19 protein-coding genes, 4 tRNA genes, 3 other RNA genes and 1 pseudogene are annotated in these 23714 nt (G+C 51.7%); 21 read left to right on the forward strand and 6 right to left on the reverse strand.

Annotation, left to right across the window (positions count from 1 at the left end):
• Positions 1 to 58: 58 nt before the first annotated feature.
• Complete coding sequence (gppA, locus tag ACF2G4_RS15170) at positions 59 to 1543, reverse strand: guanosine-5'-triphosphate,3'-diphosphate diphosphatase (protein ID WP_243079824.1); 1485 nt, start codon at positions 1541 to 1543, stop codon at positions 59 to 61.
• Positions 1544 to 1550: 7 nt separating this feature from the next.
• A complete protein-coding gene (gene rhlB / locus ACF2G4_RS15175; RefSeq protein ID WP_215847997.1) occupies positions 1551 to 2843 on the reverse strand; it encodes an ATP-dependent RNA helicase RhlB in 1293 nt (430 codons plus the stop codon).
• Positions 2844 to 2960: 117 nt separating this feature from the next.
• Between rhlB and trxA the strand changes: the two genes are divergently transcribed.
• From trxA to ACF2G4_RS15280, 21 genes and pseudogenes are all read left to right on the forward strand, one after another.
• On the forward strand, positions 2961 to 3293 hold the full coding sequence (gene trxA / locus ACF2G4_RS15180) for a thioredoxin TrxA (RefSeq protein WP_003851963.1): 333 nt from the start codon (positions 2961 to 2963) through the stop codon (positions 3291 to 3293).
• Positions 3294 to 3639: 346 nt separating this feature from the next.
• Entirely contained in the window at positions 3640 to 4899 is a 1260-nt protein-coding gene (rho, locus tag ACF2G4_RS15185) for a transcription termination factor Rho (protein WP_215847996.1), read from the forward strand.
• Between the two features lie 280 nt (positions 4900 to 5179).
• Positions 5180 to 6259: a UDP-N-acetylglucosamine--undecaprenyl-phosphate N-acetylglucosaminephosphotransferase gene (gene wecA, locus ACF2G4_RS15190; protein WP_215847995.1), complete on the forward strand. Its 1080-nt coding sequence runs from the start codon at positions 5180 to 5182 to the stop codon at positions 6257 to 6259.
• Between the two features lie 30 nt (positions 6260 to 6289).
• A pseudogene (gene wzzE, locus ACF2G4_RS15195) lies at positions 6290 to 7342 on the forward strand (ECA polysaccharide chain length modulation protein); the annotation flags it as partial.
• Positions 7343 to 7352: 10 nt separating this feature from the next.
• Positions 7353 to 8483, forward strand: coding sequence for a non-hydrolyzing UDP-N-acetylglucosamine 2-epimerase (wecB, locus tag ACF2G4_RS15200; RefSeq protein WP_215847993.1), 1131 nt, complete (start codon positions 7353 to 7355; stop codon positions 8481 to 8483).
• Entirely contained in the window at positions 8480 to 9739 is a 1260-nt protein-coding gene (gene wecC / locus ACF2G4_RS15205; protein ID WP_409075087.1) for a UDP-N-acetyl-D-mannosamine dehydrogenase, read from the forward strand. Before wecB ends, wecC begins: the two co-directional genes overlap by 4 nt.
• Positions 9736 to 10806: a dTDP-glucose 4,6-dehydratase gene (gene rfbB, locus ACF2G4_RS15210; RefSeq protein ID WP_332624882.1), complete on the forward strand. Its 1071-nt coding sequence runs from the start codon at positions 9736 to 9738 to the stop codon at positions 10804 to 10806. The genes wecC and rfbB overlap by 4 nt, the downstream gene beginning before the upstream one ends.
• 18 nt (positions 10807 to 10824) lie before the next feature.
• Positions 10825 to 11706, forward strand: a complete 882-nt coding sequence (rfbA, locus tag ACF2G4_RS15215) for a glucose-1-phosphate thymidylyltransferase RfbA (RefSeq protein WP_243079724.1) — start codon at positions 10825 to 10827, stop codon at positions 11704 to 11706.
• Complete coding sequence (gene rffC / locus ACF2G4_RS15220) at positions 11684 to 12391, forward strand: dTDP-4-amino-4,6-dideoxy-D-galactose acyltransferase (protein ID WP_409075088.1); 708 nt, start codon at positions 11684 to 11686, stop codon at positions 12389 to 12391. Before rfbA ends, rffC begins: the two co-directional genes overlap by 23 nt.
• Positions 12378 to 13508 carry a dTDP-4-amino-4,6-dideoxygalactose transaminase gene (gene rffA / locus ACF2G4_RS15225; RefSeq protein ID WP_409075089.1) on the forward strand — a complete coding sequence of 377 codons (1131 nt, stop codon included), beginning with the start codon at positions 12378 to 12380 and terminating at the stop codon, positions 13506 to 13508. The genes rffC and rffA overlap by 14 nt, the downstream gene beginning before the upstream one ends.
• Entirely contained in the window at positions 13508 to 14758 is a 1251-nt protein-coding gene (wzxE, locus tag ACF2G4_RS15230) for a lipid III flippase WzxE (protein ID WP_409075090.1), read from the forward strand. Before rffA ends, wzxE begins: the two co-directional genes overlap by 1 nt.
• Positions 14755 to 15822 carry a TDP-N-acetylfucosamine:lipid II N-acetylfucosaminyltransferase gene (locus ACF2G4_RS15235; protein WP_409075091.1) on the forward strand — a complete coding sequence of 356 codons (1068 nt, stop codon included), beginning with the start codon at positions 14755 to 14757 and terminating at the stop codon, positions 15820 to 15822. The genes wzxE and ACF2G4_RS15235 overlap by 4 nt, the downstream gene beginning before the upstream one ends.
• A complete protein-coding gene (gene wzyE / locus ACF2G4_RS15240; RefSeq protein ID WP_409075092.1) occupies positions 15819 to 17162 on the forward strand; it encodes an ECA oligosaccharide polymerase in 1344 nt (447 codons plus the stop codon). Before ACF2G4_RS15235 ends, wzyE begins: the two co-directional genes overlap by 4 nt.
• Before the next feature lie 37 nt (positions 17163 to 17199).
• Positions 17200 to 17940: a lipopolysaccharide N-acetylmannosaminouronosyltransferase gene (wecG, locus tag ACF2G4_RS15245; protein ID WP_409075093.1), complete on the forward strand. Its 741-nt coding sequence runs from the start codon at positions 17200 to 17202 to the stop codon at positions 17938 to 17940.
• Between the two features lie 158 nt (positions 17941 to 18098).
• A tRNA-Arg gene (locus ACF2G4_RS15250) sits at positions 18099 to 18175 on the forward strand.
• A 97-nt stretch (positions 18176 to 18272) separates the two neighbouring features.
• Positions 18273 to 18348: transfer RNA gene (locus tag ACF2G4_RS15255), tRNA-His, on the forward strand.
• Between the two features lie 16 nt (positions 18349 to 18364).
• A tRNA-Leu gene (locus ACF2G4_RS15260) sits at positions 18365 to 18451 on the forward strand.
• Positions 18452 to 18472: 21 nt separating this feature from the next.
• Positions 18473 to 18549, forward strand: a tRNA-Pro gene (locus ACF2G4_RS15265).
• Positions 18550 to 18583: 34 nt separating this feature from the next.
• Positions 18584 to 18713: non-coding RNA, RtT sRNA (locus ACF2G4_RS15270), on the forward strand.
• Positions 18714 to 18747: 34 nt separating this feature from the next.
• Positions 18748 to 18877: non-coding RNA, RtT sRNA (locus ACF2G4_RS15275), on the forward strand.
• 34 nt (positions 18878 to 18911) lie between these two features.
• A non-coding RNA gene (locus ACF2G4_RS15280) (RtT sRNA) lies at positions 18912 to 19041 on the forward strand.
• Positions 19042 to 19613: 572 nt separating this feature from the next.
• On the opposite strand, the gene hemY is transcribed toward ACF2G4_RS15280, so the two are convergent.
• The 4 genes from hemY to hemC are packed head-to-tail and all read right to left on the reverse strand — an operon-like array spanning position 19614 to position 23649.
• The gene (gene hemY, locus ACF2G4_RS15285; RefSeq protein ID WP_215847987.1) at positions 19614 to 20810 is read right to left on the reverse strand and encodes a protoheme IX biogenesis protein HemY; all 1197 of its coding nucleotides are present in this window, start codon (positions 20808 to 20810) and stop codon (positions 19614 to 19616) included.
• Positions 20811 to 20812: 2 nt separating this feature from the next.
• A complete protein-coding gene (gene hemX / locus ACF2G4_RS15290) occupies positions 20813 to 21946 on the reverse strand; it encodes a uroporphyrinogen-III C-methyltransferase (protein WP_215847986.1) in 1134 nt (377 codons plus the stop codon).
• A gap of 24 nt (positions 21947 to 21970) precedes the next feature.
• On the reverse strand, positions 21971 to 22711 hold the full coding sequence (gene hemD / locus ACF2G4_RS15295; protein WP_409075094.1) for a uroporphyrinogen-III synthase: 741 nt from the start codon (positions 22709 to 22711) through the stop codon (positions 21971 to 21973).
• Positions 22708 to 23649, reverse strand: coding sequence for a hydroxymethylbilane synthase (gene hemC / locus ACF2G4_RS15300; protein ID WP_243079716.1), 942 nt, complete (start codon positions 23647 to 23649; stop codon positions 22708 to 22710). Before hemC ends, hemD begins: the two co-directional genes overlap by 4 nt.
• Between the last annotated feature and the right edge of the window lie 65 nt (positions 23650 to 23714).

The raw sequence follows: 23714 nt of genomic DNA on the forward strand, positions 1-23714 counted from the left end.
TCGCTAAATCACACTGAATGCAGGCTTAAGGTTGCTTTGACAAGTTCAGCGGCTGCGATCAGGAAATCGTTAACAGCCAGTGGACGTAAGATTGATAATGGCTTTCCTGCTCGAGCAACTCAGCGCGTAGCGGATGCATATCAAGCCAGCCCGCTGGCAACGTAAGGTGCAGGGCATCATCATCGGCCCGTAATCGCACCGCTGGCAATGTGTCGTCGCGTCGGCGGCTCGAAAAAATAATCGCTAAACGCAGTAAGCGACACATGCGCTCCGCCAGGCGCGGCGGCACGGCATTTTGCTGCGTGAGCAGCGCTAAATCGATGCTGCCACTTTGGTTTTGCAGCAGGCAAGCCAGCAATTTTTTCTGAGCAGGCGTAAAACCGGGAAGGTCGAGATGGCGAATCAGATAAGCAGCGTGTTGCGGAGCATGGCGGAAATCAACGCTCAGGCCTATTTCGTGAATGGCGCAGGCGCTAAGCAGTAAATCGCGACAGCGCTGATCGAGCTTCCACAGCGCGCTGACCTGACGGAAAAACGTTTCCCCAAGCTGACGTACGCGGCTCGCCTGTTCGACGTCAATGTTGAAGCGGCGCTGAACATTTTGCAGCGTGCGGGTACGAATATCGCGATCGATGGGCAGATGCAGCATGCCGTAAACCAACCCTTCGCGCAGCGCGCCGCCCGCCAGCGTCATGCTTTCGATATGCAGCTCCTGAAAAATGGCGATTAAAATCGACAGGCCGCTGGGGAAAACCAGCGCACGCTCCAACGTCAATCCTTCAATCTCCAACTCTTCCAGCTTGCCGCATTGAATTGCACGCTGTTTTAGTTGCTGCAATTTGCTTAAGGTGATGCGCTCGTCCATACCTTGCGCCACCATAATCTCTTGCAGCGCCTGAACGGTGCCTGATGCGCCAACACAAGCTTGCCAGCCTTGTTCGCGCAGCCGAGACGCCACAGGGTGAATCATTTCACGCGCCGCTTGTTCAGCCTGATCAAAATTTTCTTTTGCCAGATGGCGATCGCTGAAAAAACGCTCCAGCCATGTGACGCAACCCATTGATAAGCTAAATAACACCGTAGCGTGGGACCCGTCGCCGGTTGCCAGTTCTGTGCTGCCGCCACCGATATCGACCACCAATCGTTGATCGGAACCACCTGTGGTGTGAGCCACACCTTGATAAATCAGGCGGGCTTCTTCTTCTCCGCTGATCACGTTGATGTCACAGCCGAGAATTTTTTGAGCGGTTTCAAGGAATTGTTGCGCATTGGACGCAAGACGCAGCGTGGCAGTTGCCACGACGCGAATTTGATCAAGAGGAATATCTTGTAGCTGTTCCGAAAACAGTTTGAGACATTGCCAGCCGCGCGTCATCGCTTCAGCTGACAACTGGTTGCTCTTATCCAGACCTGCAGCAAGGCGTACCTTGCGCTTAATTTTCGCAACGGTCTGAATACTGCCAGACACTTCGCGCACCACCAACATATGAAAGCTGTTAGATCCTAAATCAATCGCAGCATAAAGTGACGATGCGCTTAGCATGGTGAGCTTAACTCGAACGTTTACGGTTATTGTTGCGTGGTGCACCGCGACGGTTGGCGTTGTTACCGCCACGACGTGGACCGTTGCCCGTGCGGCTACGCGCCAGACGTTTTGGTGGCGGCAGATCGCTCATCAACGCGTCACTGTTGTATTTACTGACCGGAATGCTGTGACCAATGTACTCTTCAATGCCAGGCAAATTCAGTGCGTATTCTTCGCACGCCAGGCTGATTGAATGGCCGCTGGCACCTGCGCGTCCGGTACGACCAATGCGGTGAACGTAATCTTCACGATCGTCCGGCAGGTCATAGTTAAAGACGTGAGTTACCGCAGGAATGTGCAGGCCACGTGCGGCAACATCGGTAGCGACAAGAATGTCAACATCACCTTTGGTGAAGTCATCCAGAATGCGCAGACGCTTCTTCTGTGCCACATCACCTGTCAACAAACCAACGCGATGACCATCGGCAGCCAAATGGCCCCAGATATCTTCACAACGATGCTTGGTATTGGCGAAAATGATCGCGCGGTCTGGCCACTCTTCTTCCAGCAAAGTCTGCAGCAGGCGCATTTTCTCTTCGTTAGACGGATAGAAAAGTTCTTCCTGAATGCGGTGACCGGTTTTTTGCTCGGGTTCTACTTCAACATATTCGGCGCTGTTCATGTGTTCGAACGCCAGTTCACGCACTCGGTAGGAGAGCGTGGCGGAGAACAACATACTCAGACGTTGGGACGCAGCCGGCATGCGGCGGAATAACCAGCGAATATCTTTAATAAAGCCGAGATCAAACATGCGATCGGCTTCGTCCAGCACCATGACCTGAATAGCACCGAGGTTAACGTGATTTTGCTTTGCGTAATCGATTAAACGACCGGTGGTGGCGATAAGAATATCAACGCCGTTTTCCAGCACTTTAAGCTGTTTATCATAGCCGTCGCCGCCATATGCCAGGCCAAGTTTCAACCCGGTTGTGGCTGCCAGCGGTTCTGCGTCGGCATGAATTTGCACCGCAAGTTCACGCGTTGGGGCCAGAATTAATGCGCGTGGCTGATTGACCTGACGGCCTTCCGCCGCAGGATTTGAGAGAAGATGATGAAACGTTGACGTTAAAAACGCCATCGTTTTTCCGGTACCGGTTTGCGCCTGACCTGCGACATCACGCCCTGAAAGCGTAAAAGGCAGTGCTAACGCCTGAATCGGCGTGCAATGCTGAAAGCCTTTAATATCAAGGGCTTCCACCACCGTAGGGTGCAGGGCGAAGTCGGAAAACTTCTGTTCGGTTAAGTGTGTTTTGCTCATAGTGTGGTAGAATATCAGCTTACTATCGCTTTACGAAAGCGTATCCGATGAAATAAAGTCAACCTACATTGGTATATTTTACGCCAATTCGCCAGGCATAATCTTGTGGAGTAAAACATGAGCAGCGATAAAATCGTTCATCTGACCGATGACAGTTTCGACACCGACGTGCTAAAAGCCGACGGCGTTACACTGGTAGATTTCTGGGCTGAATGGTGTGGTCCTTGTAAAATGATCGCCCCTATCCTTGATGAAGTCGCAGAAGAGTACGATGGCAAATTGACCATCGCTAAGCTGAACATCGACGACAATCCGGGCACTGCACCGAAATACGGTATTCGTGGTATTCCGACGCTGCTACTGTTTAAAAACGGTGAAGTCGCCGCGACCAAAGTGGGCGCCTTGTCCAAAGGTCAATTGAAAGAGTTCCTGAACGCCAATCTGGCTTAATCAGGACTGAACGTTCAGCATTGGTGAATTTTTTGCCTGCTGCTGGACGTTCTCTTTCAAGCATGCTAAGTTACCAAGACTGCATTACGCACTTACCTTGTAGTTAGCATCTAAAAGTTTTCCCTTGTTAAACCCTGTCGCACTGTACCTATAACAGCGGTTTTGCAATCTGACGGTTAGCTCCAACTTTGGCATAGCAATCGAACCCTCTCCACGCTTCCAGTCGCCATCCCTGACGATGATCGTCGAGAAGAGTCGAAAAAAGCCATTAACAGGCATGGATTAATTGCCATACCACTCACGACAAACATTCCGAGTATTACCCCGAGTTTAAGAACCCATCACTATGAATCTTACCGAATTAAAGAACACGCCGGTTTCTGAGCTGATTACCCTCGGCGAAAATATGGGGCTGGAAAACCAGGCTCGCATGCGCAAGCAGGACATTATTTTCTCAATCCTGAAGCAGCACGCGAAAAGCGGCGAAGACATCTTTGGTGATGGCGTGCTGGAGATATTGCAGGATGGATTTGGTTTCCTCCGCTCTGGAGACAGCTCCTACCTCGCCGGTCCCGATGATATCTACGTTTCCCCTAGCCAAATCCGCCGCTTTAACCTTCGCACTGGTGACACCATTTCTGGCAAAATTCGCCCACCTAAAGAAGGTGAGCGCTACTTTGCCCTGCTGAAAGTTAACGAAGTCAACTATGACAAGCCGGAGAACGCGCGGAACAAGATTCTGTTCGAAAACCTCACGCCGCTGCACGCTAACAGCCGTATGCGTATGGAGCGGGGTAATGGCTCAACTGAAGATTTGACAGCTCGCGTACTGGATCTGGCTTCGCCAATTGGTCGCGGTCAACGTGGTCTGATCGTCGCACCGCCGAAAGCCGGTAAAACCATGCTGCTGCAGAACATTGCACAGAGCCTGGCGTATAACCATCCCGATTGCGTGCTGATGGTGTTGCTGATTGACGAACGTCCAGAAGAAGTGACTGAGATGCAGCGTCTGGTTAAAGGTGAAGTTATCGCTTCGACCTTTGATGAGCCAGCCTCTCGCCACGTTCAGGTTGCTGAAATGGTGATCGAAAAGGCCAAGCGCCTGGTCGAACACAAGAAAGACGTGATCATTCTGCTCGACTCCATTACGCGTCTGGCGCGTGCCTACAACACCGTGGTACCCGCTTCTGGTAAAGTATTGACCGGTGGTGTGGACGCTAACGCCCTGCATCGTCCGAAGCGTTTCTTCGGTGCAGCACGTAACGTAGAAGAGGGCGGCAGCCTGACCATCATCGCGACCGCTCTGGTTGATACGGGCTCGAAGATGGACGAAGTGATTTACGAAGAGTTTAAAGGCACCGGTAACATGGAATTGCACCTCTCACGTAAAATCGCTGAAAAACGTGTCTTCCCAGCGATTGATTACAATCGTTCAGGTACGCGTAAAGAAGAGCTGCTTACCACTCAGGAAGAGCTGCAGAAAATGTGGATCCTGCGCAAGATTATTCACCCAATGGGCGAAATCGATGCCATGGAATTCCTCATTAACAAGTTGGCGATGACCAAAACCAACGACGAATTCTTCGATATGATGAAGCGTTCCTGATTTTATAAAAAATAAGCCGAACGCGAGTTTCGGCTTTTTTAGTAAAATGAGCAGGAAATCGTAACAACGCCACGTCTTAACGTGGCGTTTTTCATTTCTGGGCTATAGGATTGAACTCTGACAGGAGCATTTATAATGACTGTGGTAGCGGTGGTGAATTATTAAGCATTCACGCACCTCTTCATGCAGAATTCGGATTCTGGAGCAGCAGTAAAAGTGGATTTTCGCGTATTGTTGCCCAAGATGTTAGCTGAGAGCGTTTAACGTGAATTTACTCACTATGAGTACTGAGCTTGGTTTAATTTTTCTCTTTTCTTTAGTCTTCCTCTTTTTTGCTCGTAAAGCAGCTAAAAAAATTGGTTTGGTTGATACGCCGAATTCGCGTAAACGTCATCATGGGGCGATTCCGCTGGTTGGCGGCATATCCGTATATGCAGGGATCTGTTTTACCTTCGCGATTACAAATTATTATTTGCCGCACGCGCTGCTGTTTTTAGCCTGCGCGGGTGTTCTGGTATTGGTAGGCGCGCTAGACGATCGCTTTGATATCAGCGTGAAAATTCGCGCCGTGGTGCAAGCCATTGTTGCTGTTGTGATGATGGTGGGTGCCAAACTCTACTTACTCAGCCTTGGGTTTATTATCGGTCCGGTTGAGTTGATTGTTGGGCCGTTTGGCTATGTGCTAACGCTGTTTGCCGTATGGGCGGCCATTAACGCCTTTAATATGGTGGATGGCATTGACGGCCTGCTGGGTGGCCTTGCGTCTGTTACTTTTGCGGCGATGGGCATCATCCTCTATTTCGATGGTCAGTTCAGCCTCGCCATGTGGTGCTTTGCGATGATCGCCGCCACGCTGCCTTATATCCTGCTTAATCTCGGTTTTCTGGGGCGCCGCTATAAAGTCTTTATGGGCGATGCCGGCAGTACGATGATTGGCTTTACCATCATCTGGATTTTGCTGGAAACGACGCAAGGATTAAGCCATCCCATCACCCCTGTTACCGCGCTGTGGTTAATCGCCATTCCTCTGATGGACATGGTTGCGATCATGTATCGTCGCCTGCGCAAAGGCATGAGTCCGTTTTCTGCCGACCGCCAGCACATTCATCACCTGATCATGCGGGCCGGTTTTAGCTCGCGTCAGGCCTTTATGTTGATCACCGTTGCTGCCGCGATTCTCGCGGGTATTGGTGTGTTAGGCGAATATCTCGCCTTTATCCCCGAATGGGTGATGCTGGTGCTGTTCCTGTTTGCCTTTATGGTTTACGGCTATTGCCTGAAGCATGCCTGGCGTGTAGCGCGACGTATTCGACGCATCAAGCGCCGTATTAATAGCGCCCGAGACGCGAAGAAAAAATGACTCTGATAAGACCTTACAAAGGATAACCCTGTTATGCCCTCTGACGTTGTGGAGAACGAACTGGATATTCGCGGCCTGTGCTGCTGCTTATGGCGTGGAAAGCGCTGGATTATTGGTCTTGCGTTGCTGTTTGCCGTGATCGCCTGGCTAGCCACGCTGTTGATGAAACAGGTATGGAGCACCACGGCGATGACTGAACGCCCAACGGTGAATATGCTGGGTTCTTACTACGCTCAGCAGCAGTTTCTCAGTAACCTGGACGTGCATAACAATGCGCTGACGCTGAGTGCACCGTCGCCTACGATCATGGATGAGGTTTACCAGGAATTTGTCATGCAGCTCTCATCCTGGGATACGCGCCGGGAGTTCTGGCAGCAAACGGACTATTTCAAAAGCCGTAAAACGGGGAATGCGCATAATGATGCGGCGCTGCTGGACGATTTAATCGGTAATGTCCAGTTTACACCCGCTGACACCGCGCACAGTACCTTCGATAACGTCAAATTAAAGGCGGAAACGGCCAGCGATGCTAACAATCTGCTGCGGCAATATATCGCCTACGCCAGCGAACGTGCTGCACGTCATCTCAACACTGAACTTACCGGCGCATGGCAAGTGCGCAGTGCACAGCTGCAAGCCCAGGTTAAACGTCAGGAAGATGTGGCAAAAGCGGTGTTTCAGCGTCAGGAGCATCGCCTGCAACAGGCGTTAAAAATTGCAGACCAGCAAGGTATTCGTGAAAAGCAGCCGCGTGATATTGGAGAAAACCTGGCGGACAGCGATCTGTTTTTGTTAGGTCAACCGATGCTGCAAGGTCAGCTAGAGACTTTGCAGGCAACGGGCCCGACCTATGATATAAGCTATGATCAAAACAGAGCAATGCTTACCACGTTGCAGGCAGGTCCGGCGCTGAACAGCAAATTTCAAACCTACCGCTATTTACGCACACCGGAAGAGCCGGTCTCGCGTGACAGCCCGCGTCGTCTGTTTATGATGATCATGTGGGGCGCCATTGGCGCGTTGGTGGGTGCAGGTGTGGCGCTGATGCGTCGGCCGCGTCCGATGTTAGAACCGCGTCATTGAGAGAAACAGAGTGAAAGTTCTGACAGTATTTGGTACTCGCCCCGAAGCCATCAAGATGGCGCCGCTTGTGAAAGCATTGGCGCAGGATCCCGCCTTTGAATCACGTCTGTGCGTGACTGCGCAGCATCGTGAAATGCTTGATCAGGTGCTGCGTTTATTTCAACTGCAACCCGATTACGATCTCAACATCATGCGCCCTGAACAGGGGTTGACTGAAATCACCTGCCGCATTTTGCAGGGCATGAAAACCGTATTGCTCGATTTCAAACCTGATGTCGTGCTGGTACATGGTGATACCACCACCACGCTGGCGGCAAGCCTGGCCGCATTTTATCAACAGATTCCCGTCGCGCATGTTGAGGCGGGACTGCGTACCGGCGATTTATCATCGCCGTGGCCGGAAGAGGCTAACCGCAAGTTGACGGGACACCTCGCCAGTCTGCATTTCACGCCAACGTTACGTTCACGGCAGAATCTGCTGCAGGAGAACCTGCCGGATGCGCGCATCTTTGTTACCGGCAATACGGTTATAGATGCGCTGCTGTGGGTGCGCGATCGGGTGTTAGATGACAGCGATCTCAATGCGCAATTAACCGCACGTTACCCTTTTCTTGATGAAAGTAAAAAGCTGATTCTGGTTACAGGCCATCGTCGTGAAAGCTTCGGTGAGGGTTTTGAACGCATCTGTAGCGCGCTGGCACAAATCGCTCGTCAGCATCCTGATGCGCAAATTGTTTATCCGGTTCACCTTAATCCCAACGTCAGCGAACCGGTAAACCGCATTCTCAGCGGCATTGAAAACATCATTCTTATTGAACCGCAAGAGTACTTGCCTTTTGTCTGGCTGATGAATCGTGCCTGGCTGATTCTTACCGATTCGGGCGGTGTTCAGGAAGAAGCGCCCTCGCTGGGTAAACCGGTGCTGGTAATGCGTGATACCACTGAACGACCTGAAGCGGTGGAAGCGGGAACAGTAAGATTGGTTGGCACCGATATTGAAAAAATCGTTAATGAAGTGAGCCAGTTGCTGACGGATGAAGCCGCCTGGCAGGCAATGAGCCGCGCCCATAATCCCTATGGTGATGGCGCCGCCTGCGGACGCATTTTGCAAGCCTTAAAAGATAACAGAGTCGACTTATGAGTTTTGAAACCATTTCCATCATTGGACTGGGTTACATTGGGCTGCCAACCGCAGCCGTTTTTGCCTCTAAAGGGAAAAAGGTAGTAGGCGTAGATATCAATGCGCGTGCTGTTGAAACCATCAATCGTGGCGAGATTCATATTATTGAGCCCGATTTAGATCGCGTAGTGCATGACGCTGTAGCGCGCGGTGATCTACGGGCAACCACAAAACCCGAAGCCGCAGAGGCTTTTCTGATTGCCGTACCCACACCGTTTAGGGATGAGCACCAACCCGATTTACGCTTCGTCAAAGCGGCCGCAGAATCCATCGCACCGGTGCTTAAAAAGGGCGATTTAGTGATTCTCGAATCGACTTCGCCCGTCGGCAGCACCGAACAAATGGCGGAATGGTTAGCCGCAGCGCGTCCTGATTTGCGCTTTCCGCAGCAGAGTGAAGCTCCTGATATTTTTATTGCCTATTGCCCGGAACGCGTCTTGCCTGGGCAGGTCATGGTTGAGCTTATCAATAACGATCGCGTCATTGGTGGCATGTCAGCCGCCTGTTCTGCGCGCGCCAGCGAGTTGTATCGCATTTTCCTTAAAGGTGAATGTGTTGAAACCAACGCCCGCACCGCTGAAATGTGCAAGCTAACGGAAAACAGTTTCCGTGACGTCAATATCGCCTTCGCCAACGAGCTATCGCTGATTTGTGCCGATCAAGGGATTAACGTGTGGGAACTGATCGCATTGGCAAATCGCCACCCGCGCGTCAATATTCTCCAGCCCGGACCCGGCGTAGGCGGTCATTGTATCGCTGTCGATCCTTGGTTTATCGTGGCGCAAAATCCTGAACTGGCGCGGCTGATTCGCACTGCGCGCGAAGTCAATGATGCCAAACCGCAGTGGGTATTAGATCAGGTGAAAAAAGCCTTAGCCGATTGCCTGGTGCAAACCGGTAAACGTGCCAGTGAGCTCACCATCGCCTGTTTTGGTCTGGCGTTTAAACCGAATATCGATGATTTACGCGAAAGCCCGGCGATGGGCGTAGCACAGCTGATTGCCGAATGGCACAGCGGCGCTACATGGGTTGTTGAGCCCAATATTACCCAGATTCCGTCTGCGCTGGCTGAACATGCCACGTTAGTTGCCTGCGAAGAGGCACTTAACCAAGCTGATTTGCTGGTGATGCTGGTTGATCACCATGCTTTCCGTGCCATTGATGCTGCGCAAGTTACGCAATCCTGGATTGTAGATACCAAAGGCGTGTGGCGATGAAGCAGTTTCTGGTGACGGGCGGCGCTGGTTTTATTGGCTCAGCGCTGGTGAGATATTTGATCAACGAAACTGATCATCAAGTCTTGGTGGTGGATAAACTGAGTTACGCTGGCAACCTTACGTCCTTGGCCAGCGTTATTCACCATCCGCGTTTCAAGTTTGAACAGGTAGATATCTGCGACCGGTCAGAATTAGACCGCGTGATGAAACAGTATCAACCCGATTGCATCATGCATCTGGCTGCGGAAAGCCATGTTGATCGTTCAATTGATGGGCCGATCGCTTTTATTGAAACCAATATTATCGGCACTTATCAGCTGCTTGAAGCTGCGCGCTTTTACTGGAATTCGATGGAAGATGAGCGCAAAAAGGCTTTTATCTTCCATCATATTTCAACGGATGAAGTATTTGGCGATCTTCATGACCAGAGCGCATTTTTCACTGAAACGACGCCGTATGCACCGAGCAGCCCTTATTCTGCAACCAAAGCCAGCAGCGACCATTTGGTTCGCGCCTGGCTACGCACTTACGGCTTGCCGATTATCGTCACGAACTGCTCAAACAATTACGGCCCTTACCATTTTCCCGAAAAGCTGATTCCGCTCACCATCATCAATGCACTGGCAGGCAAAGCCTTACCGATTTATGGCAATGGGCAGCAAGTACGCGATTGGTTATTTGTGGACGATCATGCGCGCGCGCTTTATCGCGTGGTGAGCAGAGGTAAAGTGGGTGAAACTTACAATATTGGTGGTCACAACGAACGCAAAAATATTGAGGTAGTGGAAACGATTTGCTCGCTGTTGGAAGAGCTGGCTGCAGATCGCAAACCAACAAATACCGCACATTTCCGTGACCTTATTACCTACGTGACTGACCGTCCTGGCCACGATCAGCGTTATGCCATCGACGCCAGCAAGATCGCACGTGAACTTGGCTGGACGCCACAGGAAACCTTTGAAAGCGGCATGCGTAAAACCGTGGCATGGTATCTCGATAATCCCGCGTGGTGGCAGGCTATTCTTGATGGCCGTTATCGTGGTGAACGCCTCGGCTTAACGCAATAACAGGCGCAAGGAGCAGAGATGAAAGGCATTATTTTGGCTGGAGGTTCGGGCACGCGGCTACATCCCATCACCCGCGCCGTTTCGAAGCAGTTGCTGCCCGTATACGATAAGCCGATGATTTACTATCCATTATCGGTATTAATGCTGGCGGGAATTCGCGATATTTTGCTCATTACGACGCCAGAAGATCGTGACCAGTTTCAACGATTATTAGGTGATGGCAGCGAATTTGGCCTTCAGATTACCTATGCAGTACAACCCAGCCCGGATGGATTAGCGCAAGCCTTTATCATTGGCGAAACCTTCATCGGCAACGACAGTTGCTGTTTGGTACTGGGCGATAATCTCTATTTCGGCCAGGGTTTCAGCCCTAAGCTCAAGAAAGTTGTCGAGCAGAATCAGGGTGCCACGGTATTTGGTTATCAGGTCATGGATCCAGAACGGTTTGGTGTGGTGGAATTTGACGATAACTTTCATGCGTTATCGATCGAAGAGAAGCCAAAGCAACCCAAATCGCGCTGGGCTGTCACCGGACTCTATTTTTACGATAATCAAGTGGTTGAATTCGCTAAACAGGTTCAGCCCTCCGAGCGTGGCGAGTTGGAAATTACCGCCATCAATCAAATGTATCTTGAGCGTGGTGCCCTCTCGGTTGAGCTGCTTGGCCGTGGATTCGCCTGGCTTGATACGGGCACCCACGACAGCCTGATTGAAGCCAGTATGTTTGTGCAAACGGTTGAAAAGCGACAGGGATTTAAAATTGCCTGTCTGGAAGAGATTGCCTGGCGCAACGGTTGGTTGAGTGACGATCAGTTGCGTGCTGCCGGTGAAGCCTTAACTAAGACTGGCTACGGCCAGTATTTGCTGGATTTATTGCATGCCCGTCCTCGTCAATATTAATCCCCTTGCGTGGGAGAGCCAGTTCTTCGGCCTTGATACGGTACGGCTGGAGCTTGATGGTGAAACGCCGTTGGCTACTGCCGTGCAACATCCCTGCGCGCTGCTACACATTAAAGTGTCTGCAGAACAAGCGGAAGTGATTGATGCGCTCGGCCAACACGGTTTTCAACTGGTGGAAGGCGAGGCAGATTTAGCGCTCACCCTTAAACACACTGAACGCCAAACCGGCATTCGCATTGCCCGGGAATCTCAGATCCCTGCGCTACGCGACGCAGCGATGCAGGTTTTTAATCAAAGCCGCTTTCGTGCGCCTTGGTATGCCGCAGATGACAGTGGCCGCTTCTATGCTCAGTGGATTGAAAATGCCGTACGCGGCACGTTCGATAATCAATGCCTGGTTGCCAGCGATGAAGCCGGTGCTTTGCAGGGATTTGTCTCGATGCGTGAAGTTGACGGGGATGCGCGTATCGGTTTGCTGGCGGTGCTGCCGGAAGCGCAAGGCAACGGCGTTGGCCTGCGCTTGATGCTCGCTGCCGCCGATTGGGCGCGGGTTCGGCAATTAAAGCAATTACGTGTTGCCACCCAACTTAGCAATCTCACGGCGATGCGCCTTTATTTACGCAGCGGTGCGCGGCTGGAAAGCACGGCGTACTGGTTCTACAGGAAAGGTCATGATTCCATTTAATGCGCCCCCGATTGTGGGCACTGAAATCGACTATATGCAGTCGGCGATGAGCAGCGGCAAACTCTGCGGTGATGGCGGTTTTACACGTCGTTGCCAACAGTGGATGGAACAACGCTTCAGCAGTAAAAAAGTCCTGCTAACGCCGTCCTGCACCGCATCACTGGAAATGGCCGCGCTGCTGATTGATATTCAGCCCGGCGATGAAGTGATCATGCCGAGCTATACCTTTGTTTCAACGGCCAATGCGTTCGTGCTGCGTGGCGCAAAAATCGTCTTTGTCGATGTCCGGCCTGATACGCTGAATATTGATGAAAACCTGATTGAAGCGGCAATCACAGATAAGACCCGGGCTATTGTGCCGGTGCATTACGCGGGTGTGGCTTGCGAAATGGACACCATTATGGCGCTGGCGACTCAACACCGATTATTCGTGATTGAAGATGCAGCGCAGGGCGTGATGTCGAGTTACAAAGGTCGGGCGCTCGGCAGTATTGGTCATATTGGCTGCTTTAGTTTTCACGAAACCAAAAATTACACGGCGGGCGGTGAAGGCGGTGCCACGCTAATCAATGATGCGAGTCTGGTTGAGCGTGCTGAAATCATTCGTGAAAAAGGCACCAACCGCAGCCAGTTCTTTCGTGGTCAGGTAGACAAATATACCTGGCGCGATAGGGGGTCCAGCTATTTGATGTCTGACCTGCAAGCAGCCTATCTCTGGGCGCAACTGGAAGCCGCGGAACGCATTAACCAGCAGCGTTTGCGTCTGTGGCAGCGTTATCATGATGCCTTGCAACCGTTAGCCGCTAAAGGCCGTATCACGCTCCCTACCATCCCAGCGGACTGTAAACATAACGCGCACATGTTTTATCTGAAATTGCACGATCAAGACGATCGCCAGGCGTTGATTAACTGGATGAAAGAAGCGGAAATTCTTACTGTTTTTCATTACATCCCACTGCATAGCTCGCCTGCTGGAGAACGCTTTTCACGCTTTTTTGGCAACGATCGCTTTACGACCAAAGAAAGTGAACGCCTGTTACGTCTGCCGTTGTTCTACAACCTGTCGGACAATAACCAAAACACAGTGATCAGCTCTCTGCTGAGCTTCTTTTCCTGATGTCATTAGCTAAAGCCTCAGTGTGGACGGCATCGTCTACGCTGGTAAAAATTGCTGCGGGCTTGTTGGTGGTAAAACTGCTGGCGGTGAGTTTCGGGCCAGAAGGCGTAGGGCAGGCCGGGAATTTCCGTCAGTTGATCACCGTCCTGGGCGTCTTAGCGGGAGCGGGAATTTTCAATGGCGTGACGACTTACGTCGCGCAATCACAGCAGGAAGCAGAACGGCTACGCGCGGTAGTGGGCACGGCGTCGGCGATGGTGTTGGGTTTTTCAACCCTGGTGGCGCTGATATTTTTACTGGCCGCTACGCCGATCAGTGAAGCGCTGTTTGGTCACGATCGCTTTCAAAACGTGATTCGCGTTGTGGCATTTTTGCAGCTTGGTATTGCCTGGGCCAATTTGACGCTGGCGTTAATCAAAGGGTATCGCGACGCGCGTGGTAATGCGCTGGCGTTGATACTTGGCAGCTTAATCGGCTTGGCGGGTTACGTGTTGTGCTGGTGGCTTGGCGGCTATCAGGGCGCGCTTATCGGCCTGGCGCTGGTGCCTGCATTACTGGTTTTACCGGCAATGATTATCCTAAAGCGGCGCGTACCGCTGCCGCTGAGTTGGCTGCGGCCACAATGGCAACCCGATATTGCCCGCAGGCTGGCGAAATACACTGTCATGGCGCTGATCACCGCTGTCACATTACCGGTTGCCTGGGTGATGATGCGTAATTTACTCGCCGATCAGCAAGGCTGGGCTCAGGTTGGGCTGTGGCAAGGCGTCACCAGCATCTCAGATGCCTACCTGCAATTTATCACCGCGACATTTAGCGTCTGGCTTTTACCCACGCTGGCACGTCTGGAGCACAAGCGGGACATCGCCCGCGAAATAGGTCGTGCGATACGTTTTGTTTTACCTGCAGTAGCCGCTGCCAGTTTCTGCGTTTGGCTGCTGCGCGATATGGCGATCAGTTTACTGTTCTCTGATGCCTTTCGTGGTATGCGCGACCTGTTTGTCTGGCAACTTTGCGGTGACGTATTTAAAGTCGGCGCTTACGTTTTCGGATATCTGGTGATCGCCAAAGCTTCGCTGCGCTTCTATATTTTGACCGAAATCAGCCAGTTCACATTACTGACACTTTTTTCGCGTTGGCTCATACCGCTTCACGGTGCCACCGGCGCTGCGCAAGCCTATATGTTCACTTATGTGGCCTATTTCGCCCTTTGCTGTGGCGCTTTCATTGTTTATTGTCGGAAAAAATGATTTTGATTCACGTTTTGGGATCCGATATTCCCCATCACAATCTGACGGTGCTGCGCTTTTTTAACGATGTTATGCACGTTGAACAGCCAACCGCATCGCCACGCTATTTTATGGTGGTCACGCAGCAGCCTGAACACTTTCAGTCCTTTAACGCGCTGCAGATAGAAACATTCAGCAGCAAGAAAGCGCTGGCGCAAAAACTGATTGAGCGGGCGAAGTATCGTCAGCAGCGCTTCTTTTGTCATGGGCAGTTTAATCCCTGGATCTGGCTGGCGCTGCTAAGCGGCAAAGTGCGCCGTTCGCAGTTGTTTTGGCATGTGTGGGGTGCTGACTTATATGAAGACTCGCGCAGTCTGAAATTCCGCCTGTTTTATCTGTTGCGGCGTATCGCGCAGGGTAGGGTGGCGCGCGTGTTTGCCACGCGTGGTGATTTACATCACTACCAACAACAGCATCCCAACGTTGCGACATCGTTGCTCTATTTCCCGACCAAAATGCCTGATGCGGCGGTAACAGCTGAACCAGAAGAAACGTTCACTCTCTTGCTCGGTAACTCCGGCGACGTCAGTAACCGTCATATTGCGGGTTTAAACGCCATTCATGAGCAGTTTGGCGAACAGGTAAAAGTAATGGTGCCGCTCGGCTATCCGCCCAATAACGATCTGTATATTGAGCAAATACAGGCCACCGCGGACAGGTTGTTCCCGGCTGGACAAGTGCGCTTGCTACGCGATAACCTGGCCTTTGATGCCTATTTAAATCTGCTCTCACGCTGCCATTTAGGTTATTTTATGTTCGAACGTCAGCAGGGCATTGGCACGCTATCTTTACTGATACAGGCCAATGTGCCCTTTGTGTTGAGTCGAAAAAATCCTTTTTGGCGCGATGTCAGCGAGCAGCAACTGCCGGTGTTGTTTAGTGAGGATGCCCTCAATCTAGCCGTTGTGGCGGAAGCGCGACGTCAATTGATGGGATGTGATAAACAGGCAATCGCCTTCTTTGCTCCCGGTTATCTGACGGGCTGGCGTGAAGCGTTATGTTTTTGCGAAGAGGAATCTTCATGAGCCTGATGCAGTTTAGCGGTCTGCTGGTGGTTTATCTGCTCTCACTCGGTTTTATTCTTACCCTGACCTGGCGGGAATTTAAGCGTGTGCGTTTCAATTTCCATCTGTTTTTTACCTTGCTGTTTTTACTCACTTTTTATTTTGGTTTTCCACTAAGCTGCGTGCTGGTGTTTCGTTTTGATACGTCGGTGGTGCCTCCTCAGTTTCTGTTGCAGGCGCTGCTGTCGGCGAGCGCCTTTTACGCAATCTATTACGTCAGTTATAAAGTGCGGCTCAAACCGATTAATGCGCCGCCAGCGAAACCCTGGCTGAAGATGAATCGAGTAGAAACACATTTAACCTGTGTGATCCTGGCGCTGGTGGCATTGGGCACCGTGACAGTTTTCTTCCTGCACAATGGTTTTCTTCTGTTCCGCCTGACCGCTTACAACCAGATTTTCTCCAGCGAAGTCTCTGGCGTTGCGCTTAAGCGTTTCTTCTATTTCTTTATACCCGCAATGCTGATCCCCTATTTCTTGCGCCCAACCCAGCGCAACTGGATGCTGTTTCTGATTATCACCGCAGCCTTCGGTTTGCTCACCTATGCGCTGGTGGGCGGCACGCGAGCCAATATCATCATTGCCTTTGCACTGTTTCTTTTTATAGGCATTACGCGTGGCTGGATTACGTTATGGATGTTAGCGGCGGCAGGTGTAATGGCCATTTGCGGCATGTTTTGGCTGGCGTTGCGGCGTTACAACCTGGACGTGATGGGTGCAGAAGCGTTTTACACTTTTCTTTACCTGACGCGCGATACGTTCTCGCCGTGGGAAAATCTGGCCTTGCTGCTGGAGAATTATCACAAGATTGAGTTTCAGGGCCTTGCGCCACTGTGGCGTGACTTTTATGTGTTTATCCCGAGCTGGTTGTGGCCAGGTCGCCCGGTTATGGTGCTGAACAGTGCCAATTACTTTACCTGGGAAGTGCTGAATAACCATTCCGGGCTGGCCATTTCGCCAACGTTAATTGGCTCGCTGCTGGTGATGGGGGGTGTTTGGGCTATTCCTGTAGGCGCGGTCGCGGTTGGCATGATCATCAAAGGTTTTGATGCGCTTTATGAACGCGGGCGCACTGAAACGAATCGCTATAGCGGCGCTATTTTGCAGAGCTTCTGCTTTGGTGCGGTGTTTAACATGATTGTGCTGGCGCGCGAAGGCCTGGATGCTTTTGGTTCGCGCGTGGTGTTTTTCTGCCTCATTTTTGCTGCCTGTTTAGGCATTGCGAAATTAATTTTTAGGTTACTGGATCACGCCGGACTGATTCGCAGTCGCGGCGTACGGGCGTTACACAGCCCATCCTGATCAGCCTTTGGGATTCACAGGAAGATATAGAATAACTATGACTATGTTACCTGACACGCCGCAGTATCAGATTCGCGGCGTGGCGCTGTATGGCTTTAACAGCATGGCGTCTTTTGTTGATTTTCTTATGCCGGAAAAGGGCATACGGACGGGCACGTTGGTCGCGATCAATGCGGAAAAGATATTAACTGCTGAGCAGGATGAAGGGCTTAATACCTTACTGCAGCATGCTGAGTTCAAATATCCTGATGGCATTAGCATTGTGCGTTCCATTCGCAAAAAATACCCAGGTGCGCCGGTAAACCGAATTGCGGGTGCAGATTTATGGGAAGCGCTAATGGAACGCGCTGGCCGTGAAGGGACGCCGGTTTTTCTGATTGGTGGCCGCCAGGCGGTGCTGGAGGAAACGTGTGACAAGCTGCGTCGCCAATGGAATGTGAATATTGTTGGTGCTCAGGATGGTTACTTTACTCCGGCTGAGCGTGATGCGCTGTTTATGCGTGTGGCTGCCAGCGGCGCAAAGTTGGTGACGGTGGCGTTGGGATCACCGCGTCAGGAACAGTTAATGCTGGCGTGCCGCGAACATTGGACCCATGCGCTCTACATGGGTGTAGGCGGCACCTATGACGTTTTTACTGGGCATGTGAAGCGTGCGCCGAAAATGTGGCAAAATATGGGGCTAGAGTGGCTTTATCGGCTGATCAGACAACCCAGCCGCTGGCGCAGGCAGTTAAAGCTGCTGAAATACCTGCGCTATCATTGGCGCGGCGATCTCTGATAGTGCTGATAAATGCAGCGTTTTCATGCGTGCGAGCAAGATAAATGGTCTATTTGTCGACGAAATGCACAAAGCGTAATCAAACGCGTTTTTTTATTTAAAAAGCACTAGACACGATGGGCGCTTATCTCTAGTATGCACATCCGCAACGGCGCTACGCGCCCGTAGCTCAGCTGGATAGAGCGCTGCCCTCCGGAGGCAGAGGTCTCAGGTTCGAATCCTGTCGGGCGCGCCATTAACTTTGTGCGCAAGAGCTGCGGTGGTTTGATTACCGAGTTAGTAGTAAAGATTTATATGATGTAGGTTTTTGGCTTGCAACATTAAGTATTGTGGTGGCTATAGCTCAGTTGGTAGAGCCCTGGATTGTGATTCCAGTTGTCGTGGGTTCGAGTCCCATTAGCCACCCCAGATTTTGCTGGGATACGCGAAGGTGGCGGAATTGGTAGACGCGCTAGCTTCAGGTGTTAGTGTCTTAACGGACGTGAGGGTTCAAGTCCCTCTCTTCGCACCAGGCAAAACAAATTAAAAAAATCGGCGAGTAGCGCAGCTTGGTAGCGCATCTGGTTTGGGACCAGAGGGTCGGAGGTTCGAATCCTCTCTCGCCGACCACTTTTAGAAACCTGCTTTTTGAAGCAGGTTTTTTTTCGCCTGTAGCAAACAGAGGATGAGAACCTCCGAAGGAGGTTTGAGCCGAGCGCAGCGAGACCACGTTGCTTCAGCAACGGCCCGCAGGGCGCTTCTCAGCGAGAAGCGTAATCCTCTCTCGCCGACCACTTTTAGAAACCTGCTTTTTGAAGCAGGTTTTTTTTCGCCTGTAGCAAACAGAGGATGAGAACCTCCGAAGGAGGTTTGAGCCGAGCGTAGCGAGACCACGTTGCTTCAGCAACGGCCCGCAGGGCGCTTCTCAGCGAGAAGCGTAATCCTCTCTCGCCGACCACTTTTAGAAACCTGCTTTTTGAAGCAGGTTTTTTTTCGCCTGTAGCAAACAGAGGATGAGAACCTCCGAAGGAGGTTTGAGCCGAGCGTAGCGAGACCACGTTGCTTCAGCAACGGCCCGCAGGGCGCTTCTCAGCGAGAAGCGTAATCCTCTCTCGCCGACCAATTTTAGAAACCTGCTTCCTGAAGCAGGTTTTTTTTCGTCTTTAGAAAAATCGCGCAGTGATTTAAGCGTACTGTCGTTGATGTGAGACGAATAATCTTTTGTTTAATAAGGTATTTACTTGGTTTTACTGAGATTGTCTCTGAATGGATACAGCCTTTCTCTTACCTGTCGCTTTTAACCGACACACTTTTCGTTTCCCGTAATTTTCTCTCTTGTCTGTCAGTTTTAACCTACAGAAAGATAATGATTTTTTAGGGATATCCCAATCTGGCACGATTTATGCAATAATATCTTTGTAGATGCTCATTCCACCTCTTATGTTAGCGGATGCTACATAAACCTGGGAATGACGCAGAGCCAATTTTGGGTACCTGTTGTCTGCCTGCTTGTATCGCGTGAGCTTTACAGGATCAACAGACACCACGTTGAGTCGGGTACCGTCCAGTTGTCTTATCGACCTGATCTTACACCTGCTTATGGCAGGTGTTTTTTTATCTGCAATTTGGCAGTAGACATTAAAAGTGACAGGCAAAAAAAAGCCGGGCAAGCCCGGCTGTACATATCCTACCTATTACGCGTTAGGATTATTTTTTAGCGTCAGCAATAAACCTTCCCGCCGCATTTTCGCCGCTTCTTCTGGGCGACGCAGACGATCGTAGACATCTGCCAGCCAGGCGTAATCAAAAGCATCTGGGCGCTGCGCCAAGGCTTGCTGTAGCGCTTCGGCGGCCTGCTCCCATTCACCATGACGCATTAACAACTGACCCAGCGTACTGTGCAGTAGCGGCGTTGCGCCGTGTTGCTTGATCTGCAGTCGTAACGCTTTTTCCAGCGCTTCTGGGTTCCCGCTTTTGATGCGAGGCATCAGCAGTACCAGACGATCGTCGTAGTGGCGTTTCAATCCTTCCAGCACGATTTCCTGCGCAGTGTCGTGGTCATCACATTCAATGAGATGATCCGCCATCGCCACCTGCAGTGCCGTTTCCTGACGCGTTTTGCGGCTCAGGTTATTCCACCAGCGCTTCAAGCCATCGCTGCCTTGATCGGCCATCGCCTGACTCATCAGGCCAAGCCAAGCTTGCTGTTGCAGTGCGGTACGCTGGTTGTCATCGCTAACCTGCGCTTTCTGCATTGCAGGCAGAATATCTAACAATGCGCTCCACGCTCCGGTACGGATGTAGGCCTGTACTGCTAGACGTAACACTTCAGGATGGCGCGGCGCCACTTCCAGCAAGCGATCTATGCTATGACGCGCGGCATGATCTTCATTGCGGGCCAGTTGAATGCGGGCGCGAGTAATTTCGACAGGAATAGTATTGTTTTCAGAGAGTTCAGATGCACGTTCAAGATGCTGATTTGCTCGCACTTCATCACCACGCTGTTGCGCTGCTTCCGCTGCCAGCAAGTAGTTCGCTACGGGCACATCCGCATGATCGGCATCTTTCGACAACAGTTTCTCGACCTGCTTATGATCGCCTTCTGCCAGTTTCATTAATGCTGATTGCGTATGTCGCTGAGCACGGCGACGTTTACGTCCGGTAAACCAGCCGCGTGTACGCGCGCCAGTACGGAACAGACGACGCAACAGCCATTCCACCGCCAGAATCACCAACAAACTAATAATCAAGATGATCACTAAACCGGTCACGCTGGTTTCGACGTTCCAGTTATCCGTTTGAATCAGCACGTAACCTTGATGGCCAGCGATCATCGGTCCAAGGACCACGCCAGCAATCAGCAGCACAAAGAGGATAAATACCTTGAGCATGCTTAGCCTCCCTGCTGATTAGCATCGACGGAAGGTTGCGCTAACAGGTTCCGCACACGGGTCTGCATCAACTGTTCCAGCAGCGGCTGGCTTTCCAGGTTTTCGGGTAAATCCATGTTGATGTTCTGTTGGCTCAACTCATCCAGCTGGGCGAGAAAGGCTTTGGTGGCGGCGTCGTTGGTGTCATACCAGGCACGCACCCAAGTCGAAACGGTATCGATCGATTGTTTGTAGATTTCGTCTTGATGGCGTGGAACAGCCTGCGCAGCAATCAGCAGGCGTGAACGGATATTTTCGCGTAAGTAGACATCCTGGTTCGGTGCCAGCAACGGCTGCGCAGTATTGTCGCGGCGGCGGATGGTAATGAAATCATCCATAAAGTTGTGCCAGCTTTTAACCAGATTTTGACGCCATTCACGAACCGAGCTGGAAAGCTCGCCGCCGTCGCTGTCCATCGGGGCATCATCGCTGTCGTTGTCGGCCAAACGCAGATTATCCACGCCGTTCGATAACTGATTCAGCTTGAGAATCGTGCCGTCATAATCGACCTGCGTTACCGCTGACAAGGTACTGATATCTTGCGTTAGCGCACGACGTACATTCATTACGCTAGGATCGTTCATGTCAGCCAAACTGGCATCAGCGCTTTTCAACAACGCTGCTGCCGTGGTGACATCCTGATCGCTCCACAATTTGCGGCCCGCCAGTTTCACCAGATAATCTGCCTGGGCTAATAACCAGCTGCGTACATCATTGCCAGAAATCACCGCCACTTTCTCACGCAGCGTTGTCAGTTCTTTCGCGGAACCTTCCAGCTGAGTCTGCGCCGTTTTCAAGGCGCTTTCAGTGCTGGTTAACTGCTGCGTCAGCTGCTGTTTGTCGCTGTTGGCCTGCTGTTGCAGGGCACTAAGTTGTTCGCTCAGGCTTTGGTTGGTTTGTGCTTGTAAATCGGCCTGATGTTTCCCATTAAGGTATAAACCGGCGCCAATTGCCAGGGCGATCACAATCGCTACCGCACCCAGCACCATGCCACCGTTTTTATTATTACGCGGTGGTTTGTTGCTGGCGGAAGGAGAGCGTTCAACCGCTGGGGTGGTTTCTTCAACCATGGCGGAGGAGTCTTTTTGTTCCGTCATATGTGGCACATCCCATTGTTAAGTTCAGCGTAACGCACGCAGCAGCGCGTCGTTATCGGCACCATCGGCTACCTGAATATCCTGCCAACCCAAATTTGCGGCCAGGGTAGCCAAACGTTCACTGACGACTAGCAGCCGACAGTTAAGCAACCATTCCTCACGGTCAATTGCGGGGAACAGCAAAAAAAGTTGTTGTAACATTTCACCGCTGGTCACGACTAAAGTAGTAACACCGCGCTCTCGCCAGCGTTTGCCTTCTATCGCCCCGTCATAATGCTTTTGGCAGCGCTGATAACATTCACTAAACAGGACGTCCGCGCCCCGGCTGCGTAAAGTGTCTGCGAGCAACTCCCGACCCTGATTACCCCGCAATATCAAGGCGCGCTTATGGCCTACACGCTGCAACACATTCAGCTGGATAAGTTCTTCGCTGGTTTCTTGCGCGTGGGGATAGGTCACATGCAGTCCGCTAATAGTGTGAAACGCCAGCGCGGTGCTGCGGCCAATTGCATAATAGTCTACGTCGGCGGGCCACGCTGCGCCTGCGTGTTGCATCGCGGGATGGACAAAGTGGATAACCTGCTGCGACAGCATGAAAACCAAATCGCCGGGACGTAAATCTGCCAATTGTTGTGGCAGACGATCAAGATCGCCGCCCGGCGCGAATTCAATCAGCGGCAGGCTCCAGGCCTGTTTTCCCAGCGCATGCAGACGTGTTACTAATTCTGCCGCAGCGGGCTCCGGGCGGGTCACCAAAATGGTCATGCAGGCGGTTGGCCTTGATAAACGTCACGCAGAATTTCACGCGCGCCACCTTCTAACAACTCTTCCGCCAGGGAGGTTCCCATTTGCTCAGCTTGATCGCGTGGGCCACGGCGCTCGCCGCTGACCATCACGCTACCATCCGGCGCACCTACCATGCCGCGCAGCCAAAGTTGATCACCTTCTAGCAGCGCAAAGCTGCCGATAGGAACCTGACAACCGCCTTCGAGGCGTGTATTCATCGCACGCTCAGCTTTTACACACACGGCTGTGTCTTCGTGATTCAGCGCTTGCAGCAAGCCAATCAGCGTCGTGTCATCAAGGCGGCATTCTATGCCCACCGCACCTTGGCCCACCGCAGGCAGAGAAATCTCTGCAGGCAAGGGTTGGCGAATGCGATCGGCCAGACCTAAACGTTTTAGCCCGGCTGCGGCGAGAATAATGGCATCATATTCACCGGCATCCAGCTTGCCCAGGCGCGTTCCAACATTGCCGCGTAAGGTTTTAATCACTAAATCAGGACGGCGTGCGCTGATCTGACATTGGCGTCGCAAACTGGAGGTACCCACTATCGCACCCTGCGGCAGTTCGTCGATTGAAGCATAATGATGAGAGACAAACGCGTCACGCGGATCGTCGCGTTCACAAATGGTCACCAGTCCCAAACCTTCGGGGAAATCCACCGGCACATCTTTCATTGAATGCACCGCCAGATCGGCACGATTTTCCAGCATAGCCTGTTCGAGTTCTTTAACGAACAAGCCTTTACCGCCGACCTTAGCCAGCGGCGTATCAAGAATAATGTCACCTTTGGTGACCATCGGAACCAGCTCAACGCGTAAGCCTGGATGGGCGCTCATGAGGCGCTGCTGTACATATTGTGCCTGCCACAAAGCGAGTGGACTCTGTCTTGTAGCAATTCTGAAAATTTTGTCTAACATGCTGTTAACCATTTTGATCGTTCACCGAATATCCTATCATCGATAGGGGAATGCTGTCAGTTTCA

The organism is Pantoea phytostimulans, from assembly GCF_046118715.1.
Classification (GTDB): Bacteria; Pseudomonadota; Gammaproteobacteria; order Enterobacterales; family Enterobacteriaceae; genus Pantoea; species Pantoea phytostimulans.